This is a genomic window from Varibaculum cambriense DSM 15806 (assembly GCF_000420065.1).
GTDB classification, from domain to species: Bacteria; Actinomycetota; Actinomycetes; order Actinomycetales; family Actinomycetaceae; genus Varibaculum; species Varibaculum cambriense.
In genome coordinates, this window is record NZ_ATUF01000002.1 from 563,059 (window position 1) to 582,615 (window position 19,557).

Here is a 19,557-nt window from a genome sequence, read left to right on the forward strand (position 1 = left end):
CTATGCCAGGTGCACCATCTTGGCTGCAGACGGGATTCGTCAAAGCTATGCGAGAGCTCGGGATCACCGACGATACCCTATTGCGTAAAGAAGCAGCGACGTTACTGCAAATGTGGCAGTCTACTGGACGCCAATTCCATACCAAGAATCATTTAATTCGTTTGCTTACCTGTCTGGATCATTTTACGAACACTTCCCAGCAGCCGGCGGTATTGACAGTTGCTGCCTGGTATCACGGGGTAATCACCCAGTCGCAAACGCGGGCTAAAAACACTACTAACTACGAGAACTATCCGGCCTCGGCCGATTTTGCCCTCACTCGCCTAGCAGAAATGGGACTGCAAAAAGAGTTGGCTATCCGGGTGGGAGAACTGATTTTAATGCTGGAAGGACGCCAGCCACCGCCTGACGATCTGGACGCCTGCGTTTTCGTTGATGCCTCTATGTCTTACTTGGGAGCTTCTCCTCAGGATTACCGTAGTTACTGCCAGTTAATGCAAGCGGAAATGGACACTATGGAACCGCTGCGCTACGCGCGGTTACGCCGGTCGCTAATCTCCAAGTTATTAGCGCGCGATGCCATTTTTCGTTCTCCTCTGGGCAGTGGCAATGAAAATGCGGCGCGCCAGAATTTAGAGGGTGAATACGCGAAGTTATCGACATTGATCCCCGGGGATGCTTCCGGGAAAGAGCGAGTGGGACTGCCTCCTCGCAGTAAAGAAAAAGTCCGCAGTGCAGACACTTCCGAAACCGTGGTTATCAAGGGGGCATCCCCGCGCACAGTTGGGCGACGACCCATTCTAAATGGGGGAGAAAAACCGAGCTCTTTGCAGACTCCCTTGAGAAAACTATCGGCGACCGAGAGAAAAGATCTTGAAGAGCGTAGCGCTCGTTTACAAGCTGAAAATGCCCTTAATGCGAGCGAAAATGGACTGTCTTCAATGGAGAATGTGGCTGATCAGTTTTCCACTTTGACGATGCGGAAAGTCAATATTAAAAATGGCGATTATCGTCGCATCGACTCCGGGGAAGAAGATTTTGAAGAGGAAGAAACGACTGCTATCCCCGCAGATGAGGAGGCAGAAGAGACCATGTATTCTTCAGCTGATGACGAGGATTCCCTTACCGAATTTTAGGGATTCCTTTTCCGATCTCCCCAGATTAGGGGTGCGGAGTTTTTCGATCTGCGATTACTGCTCATGTCTTCCTACCCCTGACCCGGCTAATAGTTTGTCCCCAGGAACAGCTAAGGAGTCGGTTTTCTAAAACTATTATCGTGCAGGTTCTAGCTGGGCTATTCCGGTTCTAGATTGAGGGCGAAAGCCAATCAATCAGTTATTTTAAGGAGAAACCAAAATGGCACAGTTCAATGTAGATTCCGGTCAGGTAGCGGCAGCCGGAGCTCAGGCAGCAGCAATCGCCGGACAGCTACGCAGCGATGCTGCCGCCATGATGGCGCAAGTACAGGCGCTGCAAGGATCGTGGACCGGGGCAGCTGCTAGTTCCTTCGCCGATTGCGCAACTCGTTGGCGCGCCGCCCAAGCCCAAATGGAAGCAGCCTTGGATTCCATCGGTCAGGCCTTGCAAGCTGCCTCCGCAAGTTATGAAGAAGCTGAAAGTGGTGCCGCCGCCATGTTTGCGGGTTAAGTGTTAACCGCATATCGATATCGGTATTAACGCGAGGGGGCAGGACATGGGCATCAACCCGCATTAGCCCCTAATGGAGAGACAAGGTGGGGGCGAACCTCTCGGTTCGCCCCCACCTTTTAGTATCACCTTGGTTTTTGCTACCTAGTAGCAAAAACCAACTGAGTACGGTTTAGTACATTCCACCCATACCGGCAGCTGCGGCCGCCTCATCGGCGCCAGGTGCAGCCGGAGGTTCCGGCTTGTCAGCTACTACCGCTTCAGTGGTCAAGAACATCCCCGCGATTGAGGCCGCATTCTGCAGGGCAGAACGAGTAACCTTAACCGGGTCAGCAATATTGCTCTTGAGTAGATCCTCGTACTCGCCAGTGGCGGCATTCAGACCCTCACCAGCAGGTAGGTGGGCTACCCGTTCCGCCACTACCGAGCCTTCCAAACCAGCATTTTCGGCAATCTGACGCATCGGGGCAGACAGGGCCACCCGCACAATGGAGGAGCCGGTTTCTTCATCGCCTTCAAGCTTCAAGCTGTCCAAAGCCTTCAAACCGGACTGCAGCAGGGCAACCCCACCGCCGGCCACGATGCCTTCTTCAACAGCTGCTTTGGCGTTACGAACCGCGTCCTCGATCCGGTGCTTACGCTCTTTCATTTCCACTTCGGTGGCGGCACCGGACTTGATAACTGCAACCCCGCCGGCCAGCTTGGCCAGGCGTTCTTGCAGTTTCTCGCGGTCGTAATCAGATTCAGTGTTCTCGATTTCCTGACGAATCTGCTTTACGCGAGCCTCGATATCTTCGGCAGCTCCCGCACCTTCCACGATAGTGGTTTCATCCTTGGTGACTACCACTTTGCGAGCCTTACCCAGCATATCCAGTTCCGCGTTTTCCAGGGTGAGCCCCACGGTCTCGGAGATTACCTGGCCGCCAGTTAGAATCGCCATATCCTGCAACATTGCCTTGCGACGGTCACCGAATCCCGGAGCCTTAACCGCAACGGTCTTGAAGGTACCGCGAATCTTGTTCAGCACCAGGGTGGTCAAAGCTTCCCCGTCTACGTCCTCCGCAATAATCAGCAGCGGCTTACCGGTGGCCATGACCTTTTCCAACAGCGGCAACAGATCCTTAATCTGGGAAACTTTCGATTCCACCAACAGGATGTAGGGGTCTTCCAGTACCGCTTCCTGACGATCCGGGTCAGTTACAAAGTAACCAGAGATGTAGCCCTTATCGAAACGCATACCCTCGGTGACTTCCAGGTGAGTGCCAAAAGAGTTGGAATCCTCAACGGTAATAACCCCTTCGTTGCCCACCTTTTCCATGGCATCCGCAATCAAAGCCCCGATTTCGGGATCATTGGCGGAGATAGAAGCGGTAGCCGCGATCTCGTCACGGGTCTCAATCTCTTTGGCATCGGAGTGCAGCTGATCCACAACTGCCTCTACCGACTTGTCGATGCCACGCTTGAGGGCAATCGGGTTCGCCCCAGCTACCACGTTACGCAATCCCTCGCGTACCAGCGCCTGAGCCAATACGGTTGCGGTAGTAGTGCCGTCACCAGCCACATCATCGGTCTTCTTAGCGACCTCTTTAACCAGCTCAGCGCCAATCTTTTCGTAAGGATCTTCGAGATCGATTTCCTTAGCTACCGAAACGCCATCTTTGGTGATGGTGGGGGCGCCCCACTTCTTTTCCAAAACCACGTTGCGACCACGCGGTCCTAGCGTTACTTTCACCGTGTCGGCCAGGGTGTTTAGCCCTCGCTCCATTCCCCGACGAGCTTCCTCATCAAAAGCAATAATCTTGCTCATATGCTTTTATTCCCTCCATCGCAACGCGATCGCGTCACGCGGTTAGATCTTTGATCCAGCCTTGATGCCCGCGACGGACGAGAACCCTGCGCCGATCCTGTCTCGGAACATTGCCCCCTCATCAAGAACTCGATTTTTATCACTCTCTAGGTTCGAGTGCTAGATACGATTTTGGCACTCTCCTACTCCAAGTGCAAACTTTCGCCCTCTACAAGGGAAAAATATCCTGACAGAGAACATACCCGCGAAAAACTGGCTAGTAAGCATCTCCTCCTCGCGAAATCTGCGAGGAGTCACCACTTAGCCCGTTATTTAATCAGGTAAATGGCGATATCAGTATCTCCGATTTGATACTTGCCGGTATTGGCATCTTCAACCCGGGAGATTCCGGCAACTTTAGCGGCCTCCTCGGCAGCAGCCTTGAACTTTGCCCCCCGGTAAAGCACCGTAGAACCATTTAAACCCCGAGCCTGAGAATTGGTGGCCACCGGATTAATAAAGCCTTCAGACTGCAAGTCGTCTGCTACCTCTTTCGCCCAACCCGAACGCTTAGAAGCATTAAGCACCCGTACCCGCACATTGGCCTTCTCTGCAGCCGCCACACTTGATTGAGAACTATTTCCTCCATCCGGCGAGGTAGAATCTTCAGGTTTATTAATCTTCGTCGGTTGAGTACTGGGGATAGTGACACTATCACTAGTAGTAGCAGTAGCACTGGCAGTGGCAGTCGACTTAACCTCGTCAATTTTGCCAGTGGACTTCATGAGCGCTACCCCGCCCCAGGCCAAAGCCGGCCCTAAAACCAATACAATCAAAATTGGCAGCAGGGTTTGCCAGCGCCTAATAGGACGGCGATGAGCCCCCGAGGGACCTTCTTCGCCCATCGCGTCGAATTCATCTGGCGGAAACTCTTGTTTGCTCACAAGCCCAGATTAACCGCATCCGGATACCGGCCGCATACCTGCCACGCCGATAAAGCACATTTGCCTCTCCTGGTTTATCTGCGTGCACAGGGTAAAGTAGCAGCATGAGTAGCAACCTGGAAAAAATCATGCACCCTTCCTGGGTGCCGGCTATGAAACCGGTAGCTGGCAAAATCAGCGAGATGGGTAAAATGCTGCGGGAGGAAGGAAATAACTATTTTCCTGCTGGCAAAGACATTTTTCGAGCTTTCACCTACCCGTATGATCAGGTAAAAGTATTGATCGTGGGACAAGATCCCTATCCCACCCCGGGGAACGCGATGGGACTATCATTTTCGGTAAAACCGGGAGTAGCCATCCCGAAGTCGCTGCAAAATATTTTCAAGGAGCTCCACGAAGATCTAGGTTGTTCCCTGCCCAGCAGCGGGGATCTGCGTCCCTGGGCTCAGCAGGGCGTAATGCTGCTAAATCGGGTACTCACTGTCTCCCCTAATGAAGCGGGATCTCATCGCGGTCGCGGATGGGAAGAAGTAACCGACTGCGCTATTTCAGCTCTGGTACAACGGGATCGACCCCTGGTCGCCATCTTATGGGGAAAGCAAGCACAGTCTTTGCGGCCTGCACTGGGGGAAACTCCTTGTATAGAGTCTGCCCACCCCTCACCTCTTTCGGCCTCCAGGGGATTCTTCGGTTCGCGTCCGTTTTCGCGTACCAATTCCTGGTTGCAGCAGTTAGGGGCGGCTCCGGTAAATTGGCAACTTCCCTGACTCCTTATCCAAATCGTTACAATTAGGCGCAAACAGCATAAAGTAGGACACGTGAGTTCACACAAGAAGAGCGCGAAAGACTATATCGGGCGTATTCGCCACGCTAAAAAGCCGCCGTATCCTCCCAAGATACGACGTGCTTTATCCTGCGCCTTGGTGTTTTTGTTGTCATTTTCCTTAACTGGTGCACTCCTCATTTACCAGGATCTATCCAGCCGAGTCACCAACTTAAGAACCTCAACTTTACTTAATCGCACACCTCCGGATTCCTACGACGGGCGCGCCCTCAATATTTTGATAATTGGTTCTGACTCTCGCGCCGGCAAAGGTAACCAGACTCTAACTAATAACGACGATCCCACCGAACGCTCCGATACCACGATGATTATGCATATCTCTAAGGATCGTTCTCAGGTAAATGTAGTTTCTATTCCCCGCGATCTAATAGTCGATATTCCTGCTTGTCAACGTAGTGATGGCAGCACTTCTAAGCCCCAAAGAGCCCAATTTAACTGGGCATATTCGATTGGATCGCTAGGCGGTGACCGCGCCTCGGCGGTAGTGTGCACCTGGAAAACGGTGGAAAAACTCTCCGGTATACATATTGATGAATCCATAGTGGTGGACTTCAATGGTTTTTCATCAATGATCGACGCCCTGGGGGGAATCAACATTTACGTCCCCACCAAGATAAACGACAAAATAAACTCCGGGCTAGTGCTAGAACCCGGCTGTAAACATTTCAACGGCAAGGAAGCCTTAGCCTACGCGCGGGTGCGGCACGGAGTCAAAGGATCGGATGGTTCCGATATCCAACGCATCCAGCGCCAACAGGCAGTGATGGGCATTATGATGCGGGCAGCCTTACAAAAGAACATGCTTACCTCCCTGAATCAGCTCTATGGCTTTGTAGGTAATGGTTTGGGAGCTTTAACCATGTCAGAGGGGCTTTCTTCAGTTTCCCAGCTGGCCGGATTGGGCTGGTCCTTGCAATCACTTAAACCAGATCAGCTGCTCTTCCTCACCCTCCCTGTCTACGAGGCTCCTTTTGACCACAACCGGCTATTGCTGTCTGAGAAAAAAGCGAAGCCGATTTGGGATTCCTTCATCAATGACACTTCCCTACCCCCCGGGGTGGAAGTGCGAGATGGAAACGGCAATGTTCACACTATTACCGAACAGACCTCTGCTTCCCAGTCCCCACAGGCGGGTGCCTCCCCTTCCGCTTCTGCGAGTGAGACTCCTGCGACTTCAGGGTCTACCTCTCAAGATTTGCGGCCAGCGGAGGATCTGCGTCAAAGCGGTTCGCTTAACTCCAAATTAAGCCCCGAAGAACTAGCTGAGCTGCAACGTAAATGCGAAGCAGGGAATTAATAAGCAGGGATTTAAAGCGCCCTCCGGTTAACAGTTAGGAAGCAAATAACTTGAGTCAACAGAACCCACCGGAATCTTTCCCGCCTCCAAATAGGCGACGCCCCCGGCCAAGTCAAGCAGTTCCCCCCTCCTACGCTCCGCAGCAAAGGCGGCAACGTTCTACAGTTTCCGCTAGTCGCACCTATTTAGATTCTGACCAGAATGCGAATCGTGCCGGGAATCCTCAATCCCCCTCCCCGGGGCGTCCTTCGCGCCCAGCGATCTCCCGACGTCTTAAAGATCAGGGAGTTAGCGCCGCGTCATCCAGTTCTAAGGCACAATATATTCCGATACAGCCGCGTACTGAGTCCCGGTTTGCGGGACGTGCGGTTCCTACCCGCACTCGGGTAATGCCCGCCGATCATCTTCCCGCAGACTCTGGCTCGCGGCATAGCCAACCCGCCACTCCCAAACTGGAGCCTACCCCGCCTTCGCGCTCTCCCCAGGTTCCTCGTCTCCGCCTCCCTGCGCGTCGAGTTTTTAAATGGGCACTCACTGTGCTCCTGGTTTTCGTTATCGCCTGGCCGTTTTATCTGTGGCACCTAGTGGATTCCCAGCTAAACCGGGTTGACGCCCTCTCAGAGTTACCGGCTGGGGAGGGCGAAACTTGGCTAATAGCCGGCTCCGATCAGCGCTCCGATGGCAGCGATGGGGGCGTGCAACAGCCTTGGGTTCGCGGGGCTCGCGCCGATAGCATTATGCTGCTGCGCAAAGTCAATGGGGTAGCGGAACTAGTATCCCTACCCCGCGACACCGCAGTTAATATTCCCGGACGCGGCCTCAATAAACTCAATGCTTCCTACGCACTAGGAGGACCGAAACTACTGGTAAAAACGGTAGAGGGAGTAAGCGGAGTCAAGGTAGATCACTATGTTGAGGTAACCATGGGTGCGGTGACCCAACTAGTAGACGCAGTAGGTGGGGTGGAACTCTGCCTCGACTATGATGTCGACGATGCCGATTCTGCTTTGAAATGGAAGAGTGGCTGCCACCAGGCCGATGGGGCAACTGCGTTGGCATTTTCCCGGATGCGACACCAAGATCCTCGCGGGGATATTGGGAGGGCGGAACGTCAACGCCAGGTGGTTTCTAAGCTGTCACAAACTCTGATTACCCCTTCGACCTTCCTCAGCCCTTTCAAGCAGCGCGACTTGGCAAACGCGGGGGCAAGCAATCTGACTTGTGATTCTGATTCAGGTGCCTGGGCACTGGGTAAGATGCTCTTTGCCTATCGCAGCGCCGCCAGCAATAACCTCACTGGGGTTCCTCCCATTGCCAAAATGGCTTATTACCGCGGCGGGCATGGAGCCATGGTGCTCTTAGATGAGCAGAGAACCCCCAGTTTCTGGTCGGCTTTCCGAAAGGGTACCCTGCAGCCGAGCCAATATCACCAGTTCCAGTAGCCTCCCAGCAAAATCGCGCAGCTTAGCTAGCCAGGGCGAGATACCCGGCTTTTGGGCAGCTAATATCCCTCTAGTCCCCCGGTGCAGATTTTGCGAGCGGGAAAACTAGGAAGGATACTGACGTTTCAAGGTGTTTAAACACCGGGAATGCGATCTGGTCCGGCCTGCCAAGCACTCCAAGCTGACTCTAGGATCTCTTTAATTCCGTTTTCGGCTTTCCAATCTAGGTCAACCCGGATCCTGGTGGTGTCGCCGATCAACTGCGCGGGATCCCCAGGGCGACGCGGATCTTCATCCGCGGTGAATTCAATCCCGGTTACCTCCCGAATACCGTCGATGATTTCGCGAACTGAAGTCCCCTGCCCAGTACCTACGTTGAACACATGGTGTTCCATTTCTTTCCCGGAGGCCACGTAATCGAGGGCGTGTAGGTGTGCGTCCGCCAAATCACGAACATGGATATAGTCACGGATGCAGGTGCCATCCGGAGTGTCGTAATCGGTGCCAAAAATCTTGGGACTTTGTCCTTTGGCAAGACGCTCCAGCACCATCGGAATCAAGTTGAGGCGAGCGGGATCACCCAGTTCGTCCCAACCGGAGCCCGCTACATTGAAGTAACGCAGTCCGATCCAGCGCAGACCCCAGGCGCGTTCACAATCGGCCATCATCCATTCCCCTATCAGCTTGGTTTCTCCATAGGGGTTGATAGGTTTACCGGCAAGGTCTTCGGAAACTACTGGCACATCTGGTTGACCGTAGACGGCTGCCGAAGAGGAAAAGATCATCTGCCGGGTACCGGCATCACGCATAGCTGCCATAACATTGGCCAATCCCCCTACGTTCTGCTGGTAGTACCACATGGGTTTTTCAACCGATTCTCCCACCTGCTTGCGCGCGGCAAAGTGAATAACTGCGGTTACGTCCTCGTCGATGAGCGTTTGGAAGATCTTCTTTCGCGCTCCCGCGGCGGCCACATCTAGCTGGACTAGTTTGGCGTCACCGATCCGATCTGCGGTTCCATAAGACAAGTCGTCAATAACTACTACTTTTTCTCCACGCTGAGCCAAAAGTCTCACTACGTGAGCGCCAATATAACCCGCGCCTCCCACAACTAAAATACTCATAGCAACAGATTACTTCAGCAGACGGCGATCGTTGTCTTTAACCGGGAATTCTCAGGGATTTTAATCAGCTTTTACCTGTTTTCTGACTTCAAACTTCGTTAAAAATAGGTTAAAATGGGCTAAGGAGTATCAATAGGGTTCTCGGTTAGGCAGGAGGTGAACCAGGGTGCGTGACGCCGCGTCTAAACGTCGCATTGGAATGCAGGTAGCGCTGGCAGTAGTGGCGGTATTCGTTGCCCTGGGAACTCTAATTATCGCCCCCACTACCTCCATCGCGGGCGCCGTAAAACCTACCTATGAAATCACCCTGACACCAGTAAATCCCCAGCCCACTACCACTACTCCGACTTCTGATTACGATCCGGTGATGCCCGGACCTTCTCCTACTCCTACCTTTAACGGTCCGCGCATTATCCTGTCGCTGCGTCCGGTACAGCCCGGCCCTTCTCCGGTTCCCACTTTTAACCAAACCACTTCCCCCTCCGACACGGTGCAAGAGGTGGGTGTAGCCCAGGACTTACGGCGTGCCTCTGCCTCTGGTTCTTTTGCCTGTGGCTTGCGCACCGATGGCACTGCCCGCTGCTGGGGAGTGAACGATTCTGGTCAGTTAGGGATTCCCATAACTCGCCAACCGGCAATATTACCGCAGACCATAGCGAATCAACCGGTGAAATTTACTCAGATTTCCACGGGGCGGGAATACACCTGCGGCCTGGGCACCGACAAGTTTGTTTACTGCTGGGGAGATAACTCCTTTGGACAACTGGGACAGGTTAAGTCCCGAACCCAACTATCGGGGTCTTTCAATCCCTTGCGGGTAGCGACCCTGCCCGCAGATACCGCTCAAATCGCCACAGGAGGGCGCCATGCCTGCGCCCTTTCCAACTCCGGAGTACTTACTTGCTGGGGAGCCAATGAAATGGCGCAGGTGGGTAACAGCACTAATATTGGGAATCAGCTAAAACCGGTAGCGGTAATGACCGAAGTAAAAGAGGTCGCCACCGGTAATGACCACACCTGTGCGCTCAAGCAAGACGGCACGGTTTATTGTTGGGGAGTAAAAGCTGGCTGGGACGGTTGGAACGATCGCCTGGCAGTCAACTACCAGCTGCGCCCGGTCCCGGTTTCACAGCTTAAATTCGTCTCTTTGCGAGCCGCAGGGGATCGCAGCTGCGCAATTGCTGAAAATAAACGGCTATATTGCTGGGGAATCAACACCGACGGTCAGGCAGGAAAACCGGGCGATATGTCTACGCGAGGCAAAATGCTGCAGCCGGAACTGATCAGCTCCCTCCCAGAAGTTAGCCAGGTGTACCTAGGCTACTACGGGGGCTGTGCAGTCACTCCCAGTGGCAGTACCTACTGTTGGGGACGCAATGACTTCGGCCAACTGGGACCGGGGATTGCTCTAACTAAACGGGTAGCTGGCAATAACACGCAGATTATCGGGGCAGCTCCCGCGGTTAGTGGTTTAGATGCTCGCCTAGGGGCAAATGCCCGCTCCACTATCTTTATGGGAAGTACCTTTACCTGCATGTTAGATAAACAGAACAATATGTACTGTGTAGGCAACTGGGCGCAGGGACAGTTAGCAGATGGAAGGCGTAGCGATCGGCTTTCAAACGCGCGAACCGCCCAGATCACCCCGGTCTATTCCCGCCTGTAATCTTAAGCCGTGGGAAAATTCTACACCTATCTACGCGCCCCCGGACGCCTGATCAGGATTATCAAGTTCTGTCTAGTGGGCGGAATGAACTACCTGGTTGATGTATCTGTTTTCAACCTGTTAATGGTAAGTTGGCTTTCCTCACACCCCTTGACTTCCAAAATTTTAGCCGCCGCGGTAGCCACCATATTTTCCTGGGTGGTTAACCGGCAATGGACTTTCCGCAACCAACGCACCGACAATCGCCTGCAAGAGTTTATTGGCTTCGCGGTAGTTAACTTACTCGGAATGGTGCCTGCGGTTATTTGTCTGGGCATCAGCCACTACCTTTTGGGGTTGACCTCGCTGCTGGCTGACAATATCTCCGCCAATATTATCGGATTGATTTTAGGAACTATTTTACGTTTTTTCTTGTATGAACACCTGATTTTTACCGGTAAGCAGCAGCGCGAGTGAAGTCTGATTTTCTGAGGACGCGTCTAAAGAGAGTTTTTACCAGCGCCCCCAGTTAGGACTAAGGGTCAATGAATATTTCTCGATATCGAGATGCGCCTTATTACCTGCGTTTATATAGGTATTTTTAAGAAATCTTTTAGTGGCAGATGCCACCTTAAAGCGTTAGGGTGGAAACATAAGTCTAGTTGGCTTGACCGACCGGGAGTGGTCGGTAGGAAAACAATTCTCATCGAAGGAGAATCACATGGCAGAATGCTGCTGCAAGAAACCTGTTACCGTTACCGTTACCGGTGCTGCCGGTAATATCGGATACGCCCTCCTATTCCGTATTGCCTCGGGCGCTATGTTGGGCCCCGATCAGCCAGTAAAGTTAAACCTACTGGAAATCCCGCAAGCGGTTAAAGCTGCGGAAGGCACCGCAATGGAGCTTAATGACTCGGCATTCCCGCTACTAGCAGGCGTAGATATTTATGATGACCCCAACCAGGCCTTCGCCGGCTGCTCCTATGGTCTCTTGGTGGGAGCTCGCCCCCGCAGTAAAGGCATGGAGCGCGCAGACCTACTAGCCGCCAATGGTGGCATTTTCGGCCCGCAAGGCAAGGCCATCAACGATAATGCTGCCGACGATATTCGGGTATTGGTAGTGGGCAACCCGGCGAACACCAACGCCTATATTGCTGCCAAGTCGGCTCCGGATGTACCGGCAGAGCGTTTCACCGCCATGATGCGCCTGGACCACAACCGCGCTATCTCCCAGTTGGCAGAAAAGACTGGCGCCGCGGTAAAGGACATCAAGAAGATGATCGTGTGGGGTAATCACTCTGCTGATCAATACCCCGATCTTACTTTCGCTACCGTAGACGGCAAGCCGGCTCCGGGACTGGTGGATGAGGCTTGGCTGGACGATTACTTCGTACCCACCGTAGCTAAGCGGGGCGCTGCCATTATCGAGGCGCGGGGCGCTTCTTCGGCGGCTTCGGCGGCTTCGGCAGCTATTGACCATATGCACACCTGGGCGCTAGGTACTCCCGAGGGCGACTGGTCCACTTTCGCCGGCCCCTCCCACGGAGAATACGGGGTTCCGGAAGGCCTCATCTACGGTATGCCCGTCATCTGCAAAGACGGACAGTACCAAGTAGTTGAAGGTCTGGAGCTACCCGAAAAGACCAAGCAGCATATCGTGGCAAACGCGAAGGCCGCTGAAGAGGAAATCGCGACCGTTAAGGAACTGGGAATCCTCTAAACCTATTAGTTTCCTCCCTGCCCGCTAGGCAGTGGACAAAAATGCTCGGGGCTGAACCTCTGGTTCAGCCCCGAGCATTTTCTACGAGTAAAACACGGATAACCACTCGCCTGGCACCAAGTAGTAACTGGGCGCCAACTCGCAACTAGATTTTCTCCATCGGTGCTAAACGTAACAAGAGCCGTTTGGTTACTCCCCCGGAGAACTCTACTTTGGCGCTCTTAGAACGGCCCCGCCCTTCAATGGCGATCACCGTACCTTCCCCAAATTTGTCGTGACGCACTCGATCCCCGGTGCCGACCTCGGTAGCTTTACCAATAGAAGCATTGGCATCGGTACGTGCCCCCAAATCGGTTCCCAAACGTTTCACCTTCCCGGTTTCCCGCCGCGAAATCTTCCCGGTTCCGCCGGCTCCGAATGCCGGTCCGGCGGTGTCCTCATCCCGATACCTGCCAGTTCGATGCGAGTAGTTGCGCTCACCGCGACTGCGATACCCAGAACTGCTCCGGCGATTGCTGGAACTGCTCCCCCAACTACTCCCGGAGCTCCAAGAGGAAGCGGTATCGAAGGAAAATTCAAACTGCCCGTTACTCTTACTTAACTGGTCTGGTTGATCCATTAACTCGGTCGGAACCTCCAGCAGGAACGGAGACAGCGGCTGCCAACGGGTTTCTCCCCACATTTGCCGATTATGAGCGGCAGTCAAATAAACTTTTTGCTGCGCGCGAGTAATCGCCACGTAGGCCAGGCGGCGTTCCTCTGCCATCTCCCCGGCCTCTCCTAAGGCGCGCGAATGCGGGAAGGTTCCTTCCTCCAGTCCGGTTACAAACACCACCGGGAATTCCAAGCCCTTCGCCATATGTACGGTCATCAAAGTAACTTGTCCTCGCTGGTCACCCGGGAGTTGATCCGCATCAGCCACCAGGGCCACTCTCTCTAAGAAATCCACCAAAGTGCCTTCCGGTTCATCCTCACTGAACTGGGAAGCCACGTTATAGAACTCCGAAAGGTTATCTAGGCGCACCCCGTCTTGGGGATCTTTCGATCCTTCCAAAGATTTCAAATACCCGGATTCAGTTAGTACCGTCTGCAAGCTTTCCTTTAACGGCGCGCCCTCAACATAGGACTGCCGGGCAGAAACTAAGCAATCCCAAAACTGAGCGATACTGGTGCGTGCTCGCGGGGTAAGCCCGCTAATCTCGGCGGTTTCCGGCACCGCTTCGCTCATCCCTGAAAGGTTGGTATCCGCAGCCGCACTAGGACGCTGTTCCCCCAGCTCTTGCAGCCACACTAAAGCTGCCACCCGCCCTAGGGAAACATCATAAGTATTCGCCGCGGCCTGCAGTGCCGCTTGCGCCTTGCTACCTAAGGAGCGCTTGGGAGTGTTGATGACTCGCGTAAAAGACACGGTGTCATCGGGATTTACCACCAGCTGCAAATAGGCGATCGCGTCCTTGATTTCCTTGCGTTCATAGAACTTGGTGCCGCCGATAATCCGGTAGGGAATTCCCGCATGGGTTAAAGTTTCTTCCAGGAGGCGCGAGTGGGCATTTATCCGGTAAAAAACCGCAATATCACCGTAGGTGTATTCCCCACTTACCAGCTGATTTATTTCTTCCACCACCGATAGTGCTTCGTCTCGGTCCCCGGAAGATACCCGTACCCCGACTTTTTCGCCCTCACCAGAATCGGTCCATAGCTTTTTCTTGTGCCGACTCTGATTATGAGAAATCACCGCATTGGCCGCCGCCAAAATATTCCCACTGGAACGGTAGTTTTGTTCCAGGTAGATAGTGCGCGCCCCGGGAAAATCTTTCTCGAACTCTTCAATATTGCGCACAGTCGCGCCCCGGAAAGCATAGATAGACTGGTCAGAGTCCCCAACTACGGTAAGTTCCGCGGGGGTGAGTTCTTCGCCCGCTACCTGTTCTGGTTGCTTAACCGCCGCGCCAGATACCCCTGATAGCAACTTTACCAGCACATACTGGGCATGATTAGTATCTTGATATTCGTCTACCAGCACGTGGCGGAAACGCTGACAAAAACTGGATTGCACTAGGGGGTTGCTTTGGAAAAGCTGTACCGTGCGCATAATCAAATCATCGAAGTCTAGGGCATTAGCTGCCCCTAAGCGACGTTGATAAGTCGGGTATACCTTCGCCACTACCTCCGCATCTGGCCCGGGACCTGCACTAGCGAGGAAGGTATCGGGATCTATCAAAGAGTTCTTTAAATCCGAGATGCGCCCTTGAATCTTCTTAGCTGGGAACCGTTTGGGATCAAGTTGCAGTTCTTTTAGAATCATGGAAACCAAACGGGTAGCGTCCGCTTGATCATAAATGGTGAAAGAGGATTTAAGGTTCGCAGCCTCGGCGTAGCGGCGTAAGATTCTCACGCACGCCGAGTGAAAAGTTGACACCCACATTTGACCAGCCTGCGGCCCGATCAGGGAACTAACCCTTTCTCGCATTTCTGCGGCCGCTTTATTGGTGAAGGTGATGGCTAAAATTTGCGAGGGATAAGCCTTGCCAGTAGCCAAGAGGTAGGCGATACGACGGGTCAAAACCCGGGTTTTCCCGGAGCCAGCTCCCGCCATTACCAGTAACGGGCTACCGTAATGCTCGACGGCTTGTCGTTGGGGCTCGTTCAAACCCGCAACAATCTCTTCCGGTCTGGAGAGAGTAGGTGAGGAGGATGGATCCGCGCCTACCGCGACTGCACCGGGCAGCAGGGTTTGGGACGTGGGGGAATCAGCAGAAAAAAGGGCGTTAAAATCTATCATTAAACCTGGATATCTGGATATTACCTGCGAGAGAGTAGACCGGCACGACGCAGGACTTGATTTTGCTCTTCCTCGGTTGCGTTCCAACCAACCGCAAGATATTTCAGAGACAAAGCATCAATGCAAAATGCCGCCACCGAAATACCGGAATCAGTCTCATAGGCAATCGTAACGATCCGAATATCTTCCAAAGAAACCACGTCAAGCGTATTGACCGGTTGCGAAGTAAAGGGCAAAACTCCTAAAAGCTCGGATGCGAAATCGAACATGGAACGGACAGTTCCCTGCCCATTCTGATTACGCGCCACCGCCAGCATTACCCGGGATTGTTCGGTATGTTCGGGAGCGGAGTAGAATGCTCGCTCCACCGCGGTTGGCAGGGTATTCCCCAAAGCCTTTTTATCTAATGTTTCAGTGAAACTGCGGCCACCATCAGCAGAGGCGTAAGCGTTAAAGGTCAATCCCTGATCGGCTTCCTCGACACAACCCATCACCAATTTCCCGTCGGAAAGCTCCGTGATGGTTGCCTGGACGACCTTTTCGCCAGCAAATTTACCTGCCCACCAGGAGATTCCCTGGTCATCGGAGCAGACCGCTACCGCGCCTCGTTTCCCGTTAGCCTCGGTGGCTACTGCCACATAGGCGAGCCGGCCAGTCCAGATCCCGTGGCGTAGCTGTACTCCGTGCCCATGGGCGGTGCGTCGCGACACCCAACTTTGATCACCATCAACTAGGCTGGTCAAATCACGGTAACGCCAGGTATCACCTTCATCGTCACTTAAGGCCACCGCGATATGGTTTTGGGAATCATCGTCACCGCTGCGGGTAGTTACCGCAATAAATACCCGCCCGGTGACCTGAGAAATAATTATCTGCGGGTCAGTGAAAGACTGGCCTGAATCAGTGTAGGTCTCTTGATCGAAAAGAATACGAGGCTCTTCCCAACTAATTCCGTGATCCCGGCTGCGGGTGTACCACACCTGGGTATTCCCTCCCGCCGTGCGCTTTTCAAACGCCAAAATCAGTTTGCGTCCCGGAGTGCGATCAATCGCGGGCGATCCGTAGGTTTCCTGGTCATTAGCTGGACAAATATCGGCAGTTTTCACTCCATGTACCGGAAGCTTCCGGCATGGTTCCTCTACTGGTTCTACCGGAGCCTCCGGAGAGTTAGCTTCCTCGGCAGTGGCGGAGGTGTCTGTTGCTTCTTCTGCGGAAGGGAAATCTGAGGTCTGTGAGTCTGGCACGGTAGCCACCGGAGTAGCCGGGGCAGTCTCTGGTGATTGCGCAGTCCCTTCCGGGGAACTAGCCGCAGGTTCCTCTGCTTTTTCTTCCGCTGAGCTAGGCGCAGAGGATTCAGAAACAGCTTCCTCACTCTGGTTATCCGACAGTGTCTGATCTTCTAAAATCACAACCCCGGAAGATTCGTAAACTGTCCGTCCGCTCTCAGATTTATCTGCTTCTTTAGCAGCACTTTCCAAGGCTAACGGCAGGCGGGAGTCGCGCTCGTCCTCACGAGCTGAAGACCCTCTAAAGAGTCTTTTCAAGCGTTGCCAAAACCCAGCCACGTACGTTCTCCTTTACGCCCCGACTCCTAAACGAGCCTGGCCAATTCCTCTTCTATAATCTCAGGTTCTAGCTTCTGAAACACGGGTTTGGGTTTAGAAACTGACCTTCCGATTTGAATTTCGTGCCTTCCCCAATGTGGAACCTCGCTGTAATCGCCCGTAATAATGGGGTAGGTGAAATCTGAACCGTCTTCTCTAGTTTGGTCTAAATCTTTAACTTCTTCAATACGAGGCATCGGGGCGATCTGCCCTTGCCCGCCGAACACCCGGTCAATGGCGTTGGCCGAGGACGGCAAGAACGGCGAAAACATCAAATTCAGATCCGCAATAACCTGCGCTAACACCCACAATATGGTGTGGAGACGCTCCTCGGTTTCCGGAGTCTTCAATTTGAAGGGCTCCGTGGCGGCCACATATTGATTCGCTAGTGACACCAGATGCATGATCTGCTGCAGCGCTGCTTTTTGCCGATGGGTGGCAATTAGTTCTCCGACCTCAGAAAACCCGGCTTCTACCTGGTCTAGGAGCTGCTGATCTTCAGGTTGTAGCTGCCCGGGCTGCGGAATCTCTCCTACCCGTTTATGGATCATGGAGGCCACCCGGTTAACCAGGTTCCCCCAGGCAGCTACCAATTCATCATTGGTACGGCGGACAAACTCTGCCCAGGTGAAATCCGCGTCCTGATTTTCGGGGCCAGCTGCGGAAATAAAATAGCGTAAGGCATCGGCCTGATAGCGCGACAGCATATCCCGCACATAAATCACCACGGATTTAGAGGTAGAGAACTTCTTTCCTTCCATGGTCAAAAACTCTGAAGAGACGACTTCGGTGGGCAGGTTGAGCCGTCCCATTTCTCCGGGCTCACCACCGCGCTCGCCCTCGCCGTTGTATCCGAGCAGTTCCGCCGGCCAAACCTGGGAGTGGAAAACGATATTGTCTTTGCCCATAAAGTAGTAGGAACGAGCCTGGGGATCATTCCACCATTCCCGCCAGCGTTCTGGCTGGCCGATGCGCCGCGCCCACTCGATGCTGGCAGATAGATATCCCACCACTGCGTCAAACCACACGTACAGACGTTTGCTGGGTTGGTCTTCCCAACCGGGAACCGGAATCCCCCAATCAATATCGCGGGTCATAGCGCGCGGCTTAATTTCCGCCAGAATATTTTTGGAAAAGCGGATTACGTTAGGTCGCCAAGTTCCCGAGGCCTCGCGTTCATCAAGCCATTTCCCGAGGGCGTCCGCGAGTGCGGGCAGATCCAGGAAATAGTGGGAGGTTTCTTCGAACTTGGGGGTTTCGCCATTGATTTTCGAAACCGGGTCAATCAAGTCAATAGGGTCTAGCTGTTTACCGCAGTTGTCACATTGATCCCCGCGCGCCCCGCTGGCTCCGCACAGCGGGCAGGTGCCTTCGATATAGCGGTCAGGTAGCGCCCGACCATTGGAGGGACTAATCGCGGACATTGTCCGCTTCTCAATCAGGTATCCATTGTCGCGTACCTGTGCAAACATAGCTTTGGTGACCGCAATGTGATTGCCGGTAGTGGTACGGGTAAACAGGTCATAGGACAGCCCCAGGTTCACCAGATCCTCTACGATTAACCGGTTGTTGCGGTCGGCGAGTTCCTGGGGAGAAATCCCCTCCGCCTCTGCCTGCACCAAAATCGGGGTACCGTGTTCATCGGTTCCCGACACCATTAACACCTCGTGGCCTGCCATCCGCATATAGCGGCTGAAAACATCGGAGGGGACGCCAAAACCGGCTACGTGCCCGATATGGCGCGGACCGTTGGCGTAAGGCCAAGCAACAGCGGATAAAACATGAGTCATACCTCTATCCTAATGCCCCGCTGCCGAGAGCAAAAATACCTAAAGACCTGGTTATTTTCGCTCGGCGAGTGCCCGGTTATAAAGCATCTTGGCGCTGAGTCCGCTTTGTGCCGCCACCACCTTGGCGGCATCCTTCAGCCTTTGTCCCTTCTCGACGCGGTCGAGGACAAGGCTGGTTGCTTCCTCCTCATTAAGGGAAGTCTGCGGGGAAGCTCCTGCCACTACCAGCACGATTTCTCCACGTACTTCTTGAGCCTTCTCTTTAAGCTCTCCGAGGGTTCCCCGCCAGACTTCCTCGTGAATCTTGGTCAGTTCCCGGCAAACAGCAGCGCTACGCTCTACCCCGAAAATCTGGGCGAGCACCCCCAAAGTTGCTGCTAGCCGCCGGGGAGACTCCAAGAAAATCATGGTGCGTTCCTCGCCAGAAAGCTCTTCTAAACGTCGCGTCTGGGCAGCTGATTTACGCGGCAGGAACCCTTCAAAGCAAAAACGATCCGTGGGGAGCCCGGAAAGGGCGAGGGCAATAAGGGGTGCAGATGGCCCTGGTAAGACTGTCAGCGGGATTCCACGTTTAATCGCCGCCTGCACAATCACATATCCCGGATCGGAGACTGTGGGCATACCCGCGTCAGTTACCAGCAGCACTCGCTGACCGTCCGCGGCGCTAGATACTATTTGCTCCGCTTTAGCTGTCTCGTTGTGTTCATGACAAGAAACTAAAGGGGCACGTCTTACTACCCCCAGGCGTTCGCGCAGCAGCCCGGTGCGGCGAGTATCTTCGGCCGCAATCAAATCCGCCTGTTCAAAAGCACTAACTAAGCGAGGGGTAGCATCAGCGAGATTACCGATCGGGGTAGCCGCTAAAGCGATGGTGCCCGGATCCCAGGAAAACTGTTCCACTCTCACAATTATGCCCTATCCGGCTAATATCG

15 protein-coding genes are annotated in these 19,557 nt (G+C 53.8%); 8 read left to right on the forward strand and 7 right to left on the reverse strand.

What is annotated here, in order from left to right; translation table 11 throughout:
- The first annotated feature begins 2 nt into the window (after window positions 1-2).
- Together F605_RS0102560 and F605_RS0102565 are read left to right on the forward strand one after the other, a co-directional pair.
- A complete protein-coding gene (locus F605_RS0102560; protein ID WP_156005235.1) occupies window positions 3-1,136 on the forward strand; it encodes an HD domain-containing protein in 1,134 nt (377 codons plus the stop codon).
- 220 nt (window positions 1,137-1,356) lie between these two features.
- On the forward strand, window positions 1,357-1,647 hold the full coding sequence (locus F605_RS0102565; RefSeq protein ID WP_022864349.1) for a WXG100 family type VII secretion target: 291 nt from the start codon (window positions 1,357-1,359) through the stop codon (window positions 1,645-1,647).
- Between the two features lie 172 nt (window positions 1,648-1,819).
- On the opposite strand, the gene groL is transcribed toward F605_RS0102565, so the two are convergent.
- Together groL and F605_RS0102575 are read right to left on the reverse strand one after the other, a co-directional pair.
- The gene (groL, locus tag F605_RS0102570; protein ID WP_022864350.1) at window positions 1,820-3,454 is read right to left on the reverse strand and encodes a chaperonin GroEL; all 1,635 of its coding nucleotides are present in this window, start codon (window positions 3,452-3,454) and stop codon (window positions 1,820-1,822) included.
- 308 nt (window positions 3,455-3,762) lie between these two features.
- Window positions 3,763-4,377: a LytR C-terminal domain-containing protein gene (locus tag F605_RS0102575; protein WP_022864351.1), complete on the reverse strand. Its 615-nt coding sequence runs from the start codon at window positions 4,375-4,377 to the stop codon at window positions 3,763-3,765.
- 104 nt (window positions 4,378-4,481) lie between these two features.
- Here F605_RS0102575 and F605_RS0102580 point away from each other — a divergent pair, with 104 nt between their 5' ends.
- From F605_RS0102580 to F605_RS0102590, 3 genes are read left to right on the forward strand one after another with little or no spacing between them, the layout of a single operon-like run.
- Entirely contained in the window at window positions 4,482-5,144 is a 663-nt protein-coding gene (locus F605_RS0102580) for a uracil-DNA glycosylase (protein WP_022864352.1), read from the forward strand.
- Window positions 5,145-5,195: 51 nt separating this feature from the next.
- Window positions 5,196-6,518, forward strand: coding sequence for an LCP family protein (locus F605_RS09450; protein WP_022864353.1), 1,323 nt, complete (start codon window positions 5,196-5,198; stop codon window positions 6,516-6,518).
- A 50-nt stretch (window positions 6,519-6,568) separates the two neighbouring features.
- Window positions 6,569-7,960, forward strand: coding sequence for an LCP family protein (locus tag F605_RS0102590; protein WP_022864354.1), 1,392 nt, complete (start codon window positions 6,569-6,571; stop codon window positions 7,958-7,960).
- 134 nt (window positions 7,961-8,094) lie between these two features.
- Here F605_RS0102590 and galE read toward each other — a convergent pair whose 3' ends face one another.
- The gene (galE, locus tag F605_RS0102595; protein WP_022864355.1) at window positions 8,095-9,084 is read right to left on the reverse strand and encodes a UDP-glucose 4-epimerase GalE; all 990 of its coding nucleotides are present in this window, start codon (window positions 9,082-9,084) and stop codon (window positions 8,095-8,097) included.
- Between the two features lie 166 nt (window positions 9,085-9,250).
- On the opposite strand from galE, the gene F605_RS0102600 reads away from it, so the two are divergent.
- The 3 genes from F605_RS0102600 to F605_RS0102610 all read left to right on the forward strand — a co-directional run bounded on the left by F605_RS0102600 (window position 9,251) and on the right by F605_RS0102610 (window position 12,449).
- Window positions 9,251-10,750: an RCC1 domain-containing protein gene (locus tag F605_RS0102600; protein ID WP_022864356.1), complete on the forward strand. Its 1,500-nt coding sequence runs from the start codon at window positions 9,251-9,253 to the stop codon at window positions 10,748-10,750.
- A gap of 9 nt (window positions 10,751-10,759) precedes the next feature.
- The gene (locus F605_RS0102605) at window positions 10,760-11,206 is read left to right on the forward strand and encodes a GtrA family protein (RefSeq protein WP_027723531.1); all 447 of its coding nucleotides are present in this window, start codon (window positions 10,760-10,762) and stop codon (window positions 11,204-11,206) included.
- 244 nt (window positions 11,207-11,450) lie between these two features.
- Entirely contained in the window at window positions 11,451-12,449 is a 999-nt protein-coding gene (locus tag F605_RS0102610; protein ID WP_022864357.1) for a malate dehydrogenase, read from the forward strand.
- Between the two features lie 145 nt (window positions 12,450-12,594).
- On the opposite strand, the gene F605_RS0102615 is transcribed toward F605_RS0102610, so the two are convergent.
- The 4 genes from F605_RS0102615 to rsmI are packed head-to-tail and all read right to left on the reverse strand — an operon-like array spanning window position 12,595 to window position 19,531.
- Window positions 12,595-15,231: an ATP-dependent helicase gene (locus F605_RS0102615; protein WP_022864358.1), complete on the reverse strand. Its 2,637-nt coding sequence runs from the start codon at window positions 15,229-15,231 to the stop codon at window positions 12,595-12,597.
- 20 nt (window positions 15,232-15,251) lie between these two features.
- Window positions 15,252-16,796 carry a sialidase family protein gene (locus tag F605_RS0102620; RefSeq protein ID WP_022864359.1) on the reverse strand — a complete coding sequence of 515 codons (1,545 nt, stop codon included), beginning with the start codon at window positions 16,794-16,796 and terminating at the stop codon, window positions 15,252-15,254.
- Window positions 16,797-16,822: 26 nt separating this feature from the next.
- Window positions 16,823-18,625, reverse strand: coding sequence for a methionine--tRNA ligase (gene metG, locus F605_RS0102625; protein ID WP_022864360.1), 1,803 nt, complete (start codon window positions 18,623-18,625; stop codon window positions 16,823-16,825).
- Window positions 18,626-18,676: 51 nt separating this feature from the next.
- Window positions 18,677-19,531, reverse strand: a complete 855-nt coding sequence (rsmI, locus tag F605_RS09455; RefSeq protein ID WP_231725794.1) for a 16S rRNA (cytidine(1402)-2'-O)-methyltransferase — start codon at window positions 19,529-19,531, stop codon at window positions 18,677-18,679.
- Between the last annotated feature and the right edge of the window lie 26 nt (window positions 19,532-19,557).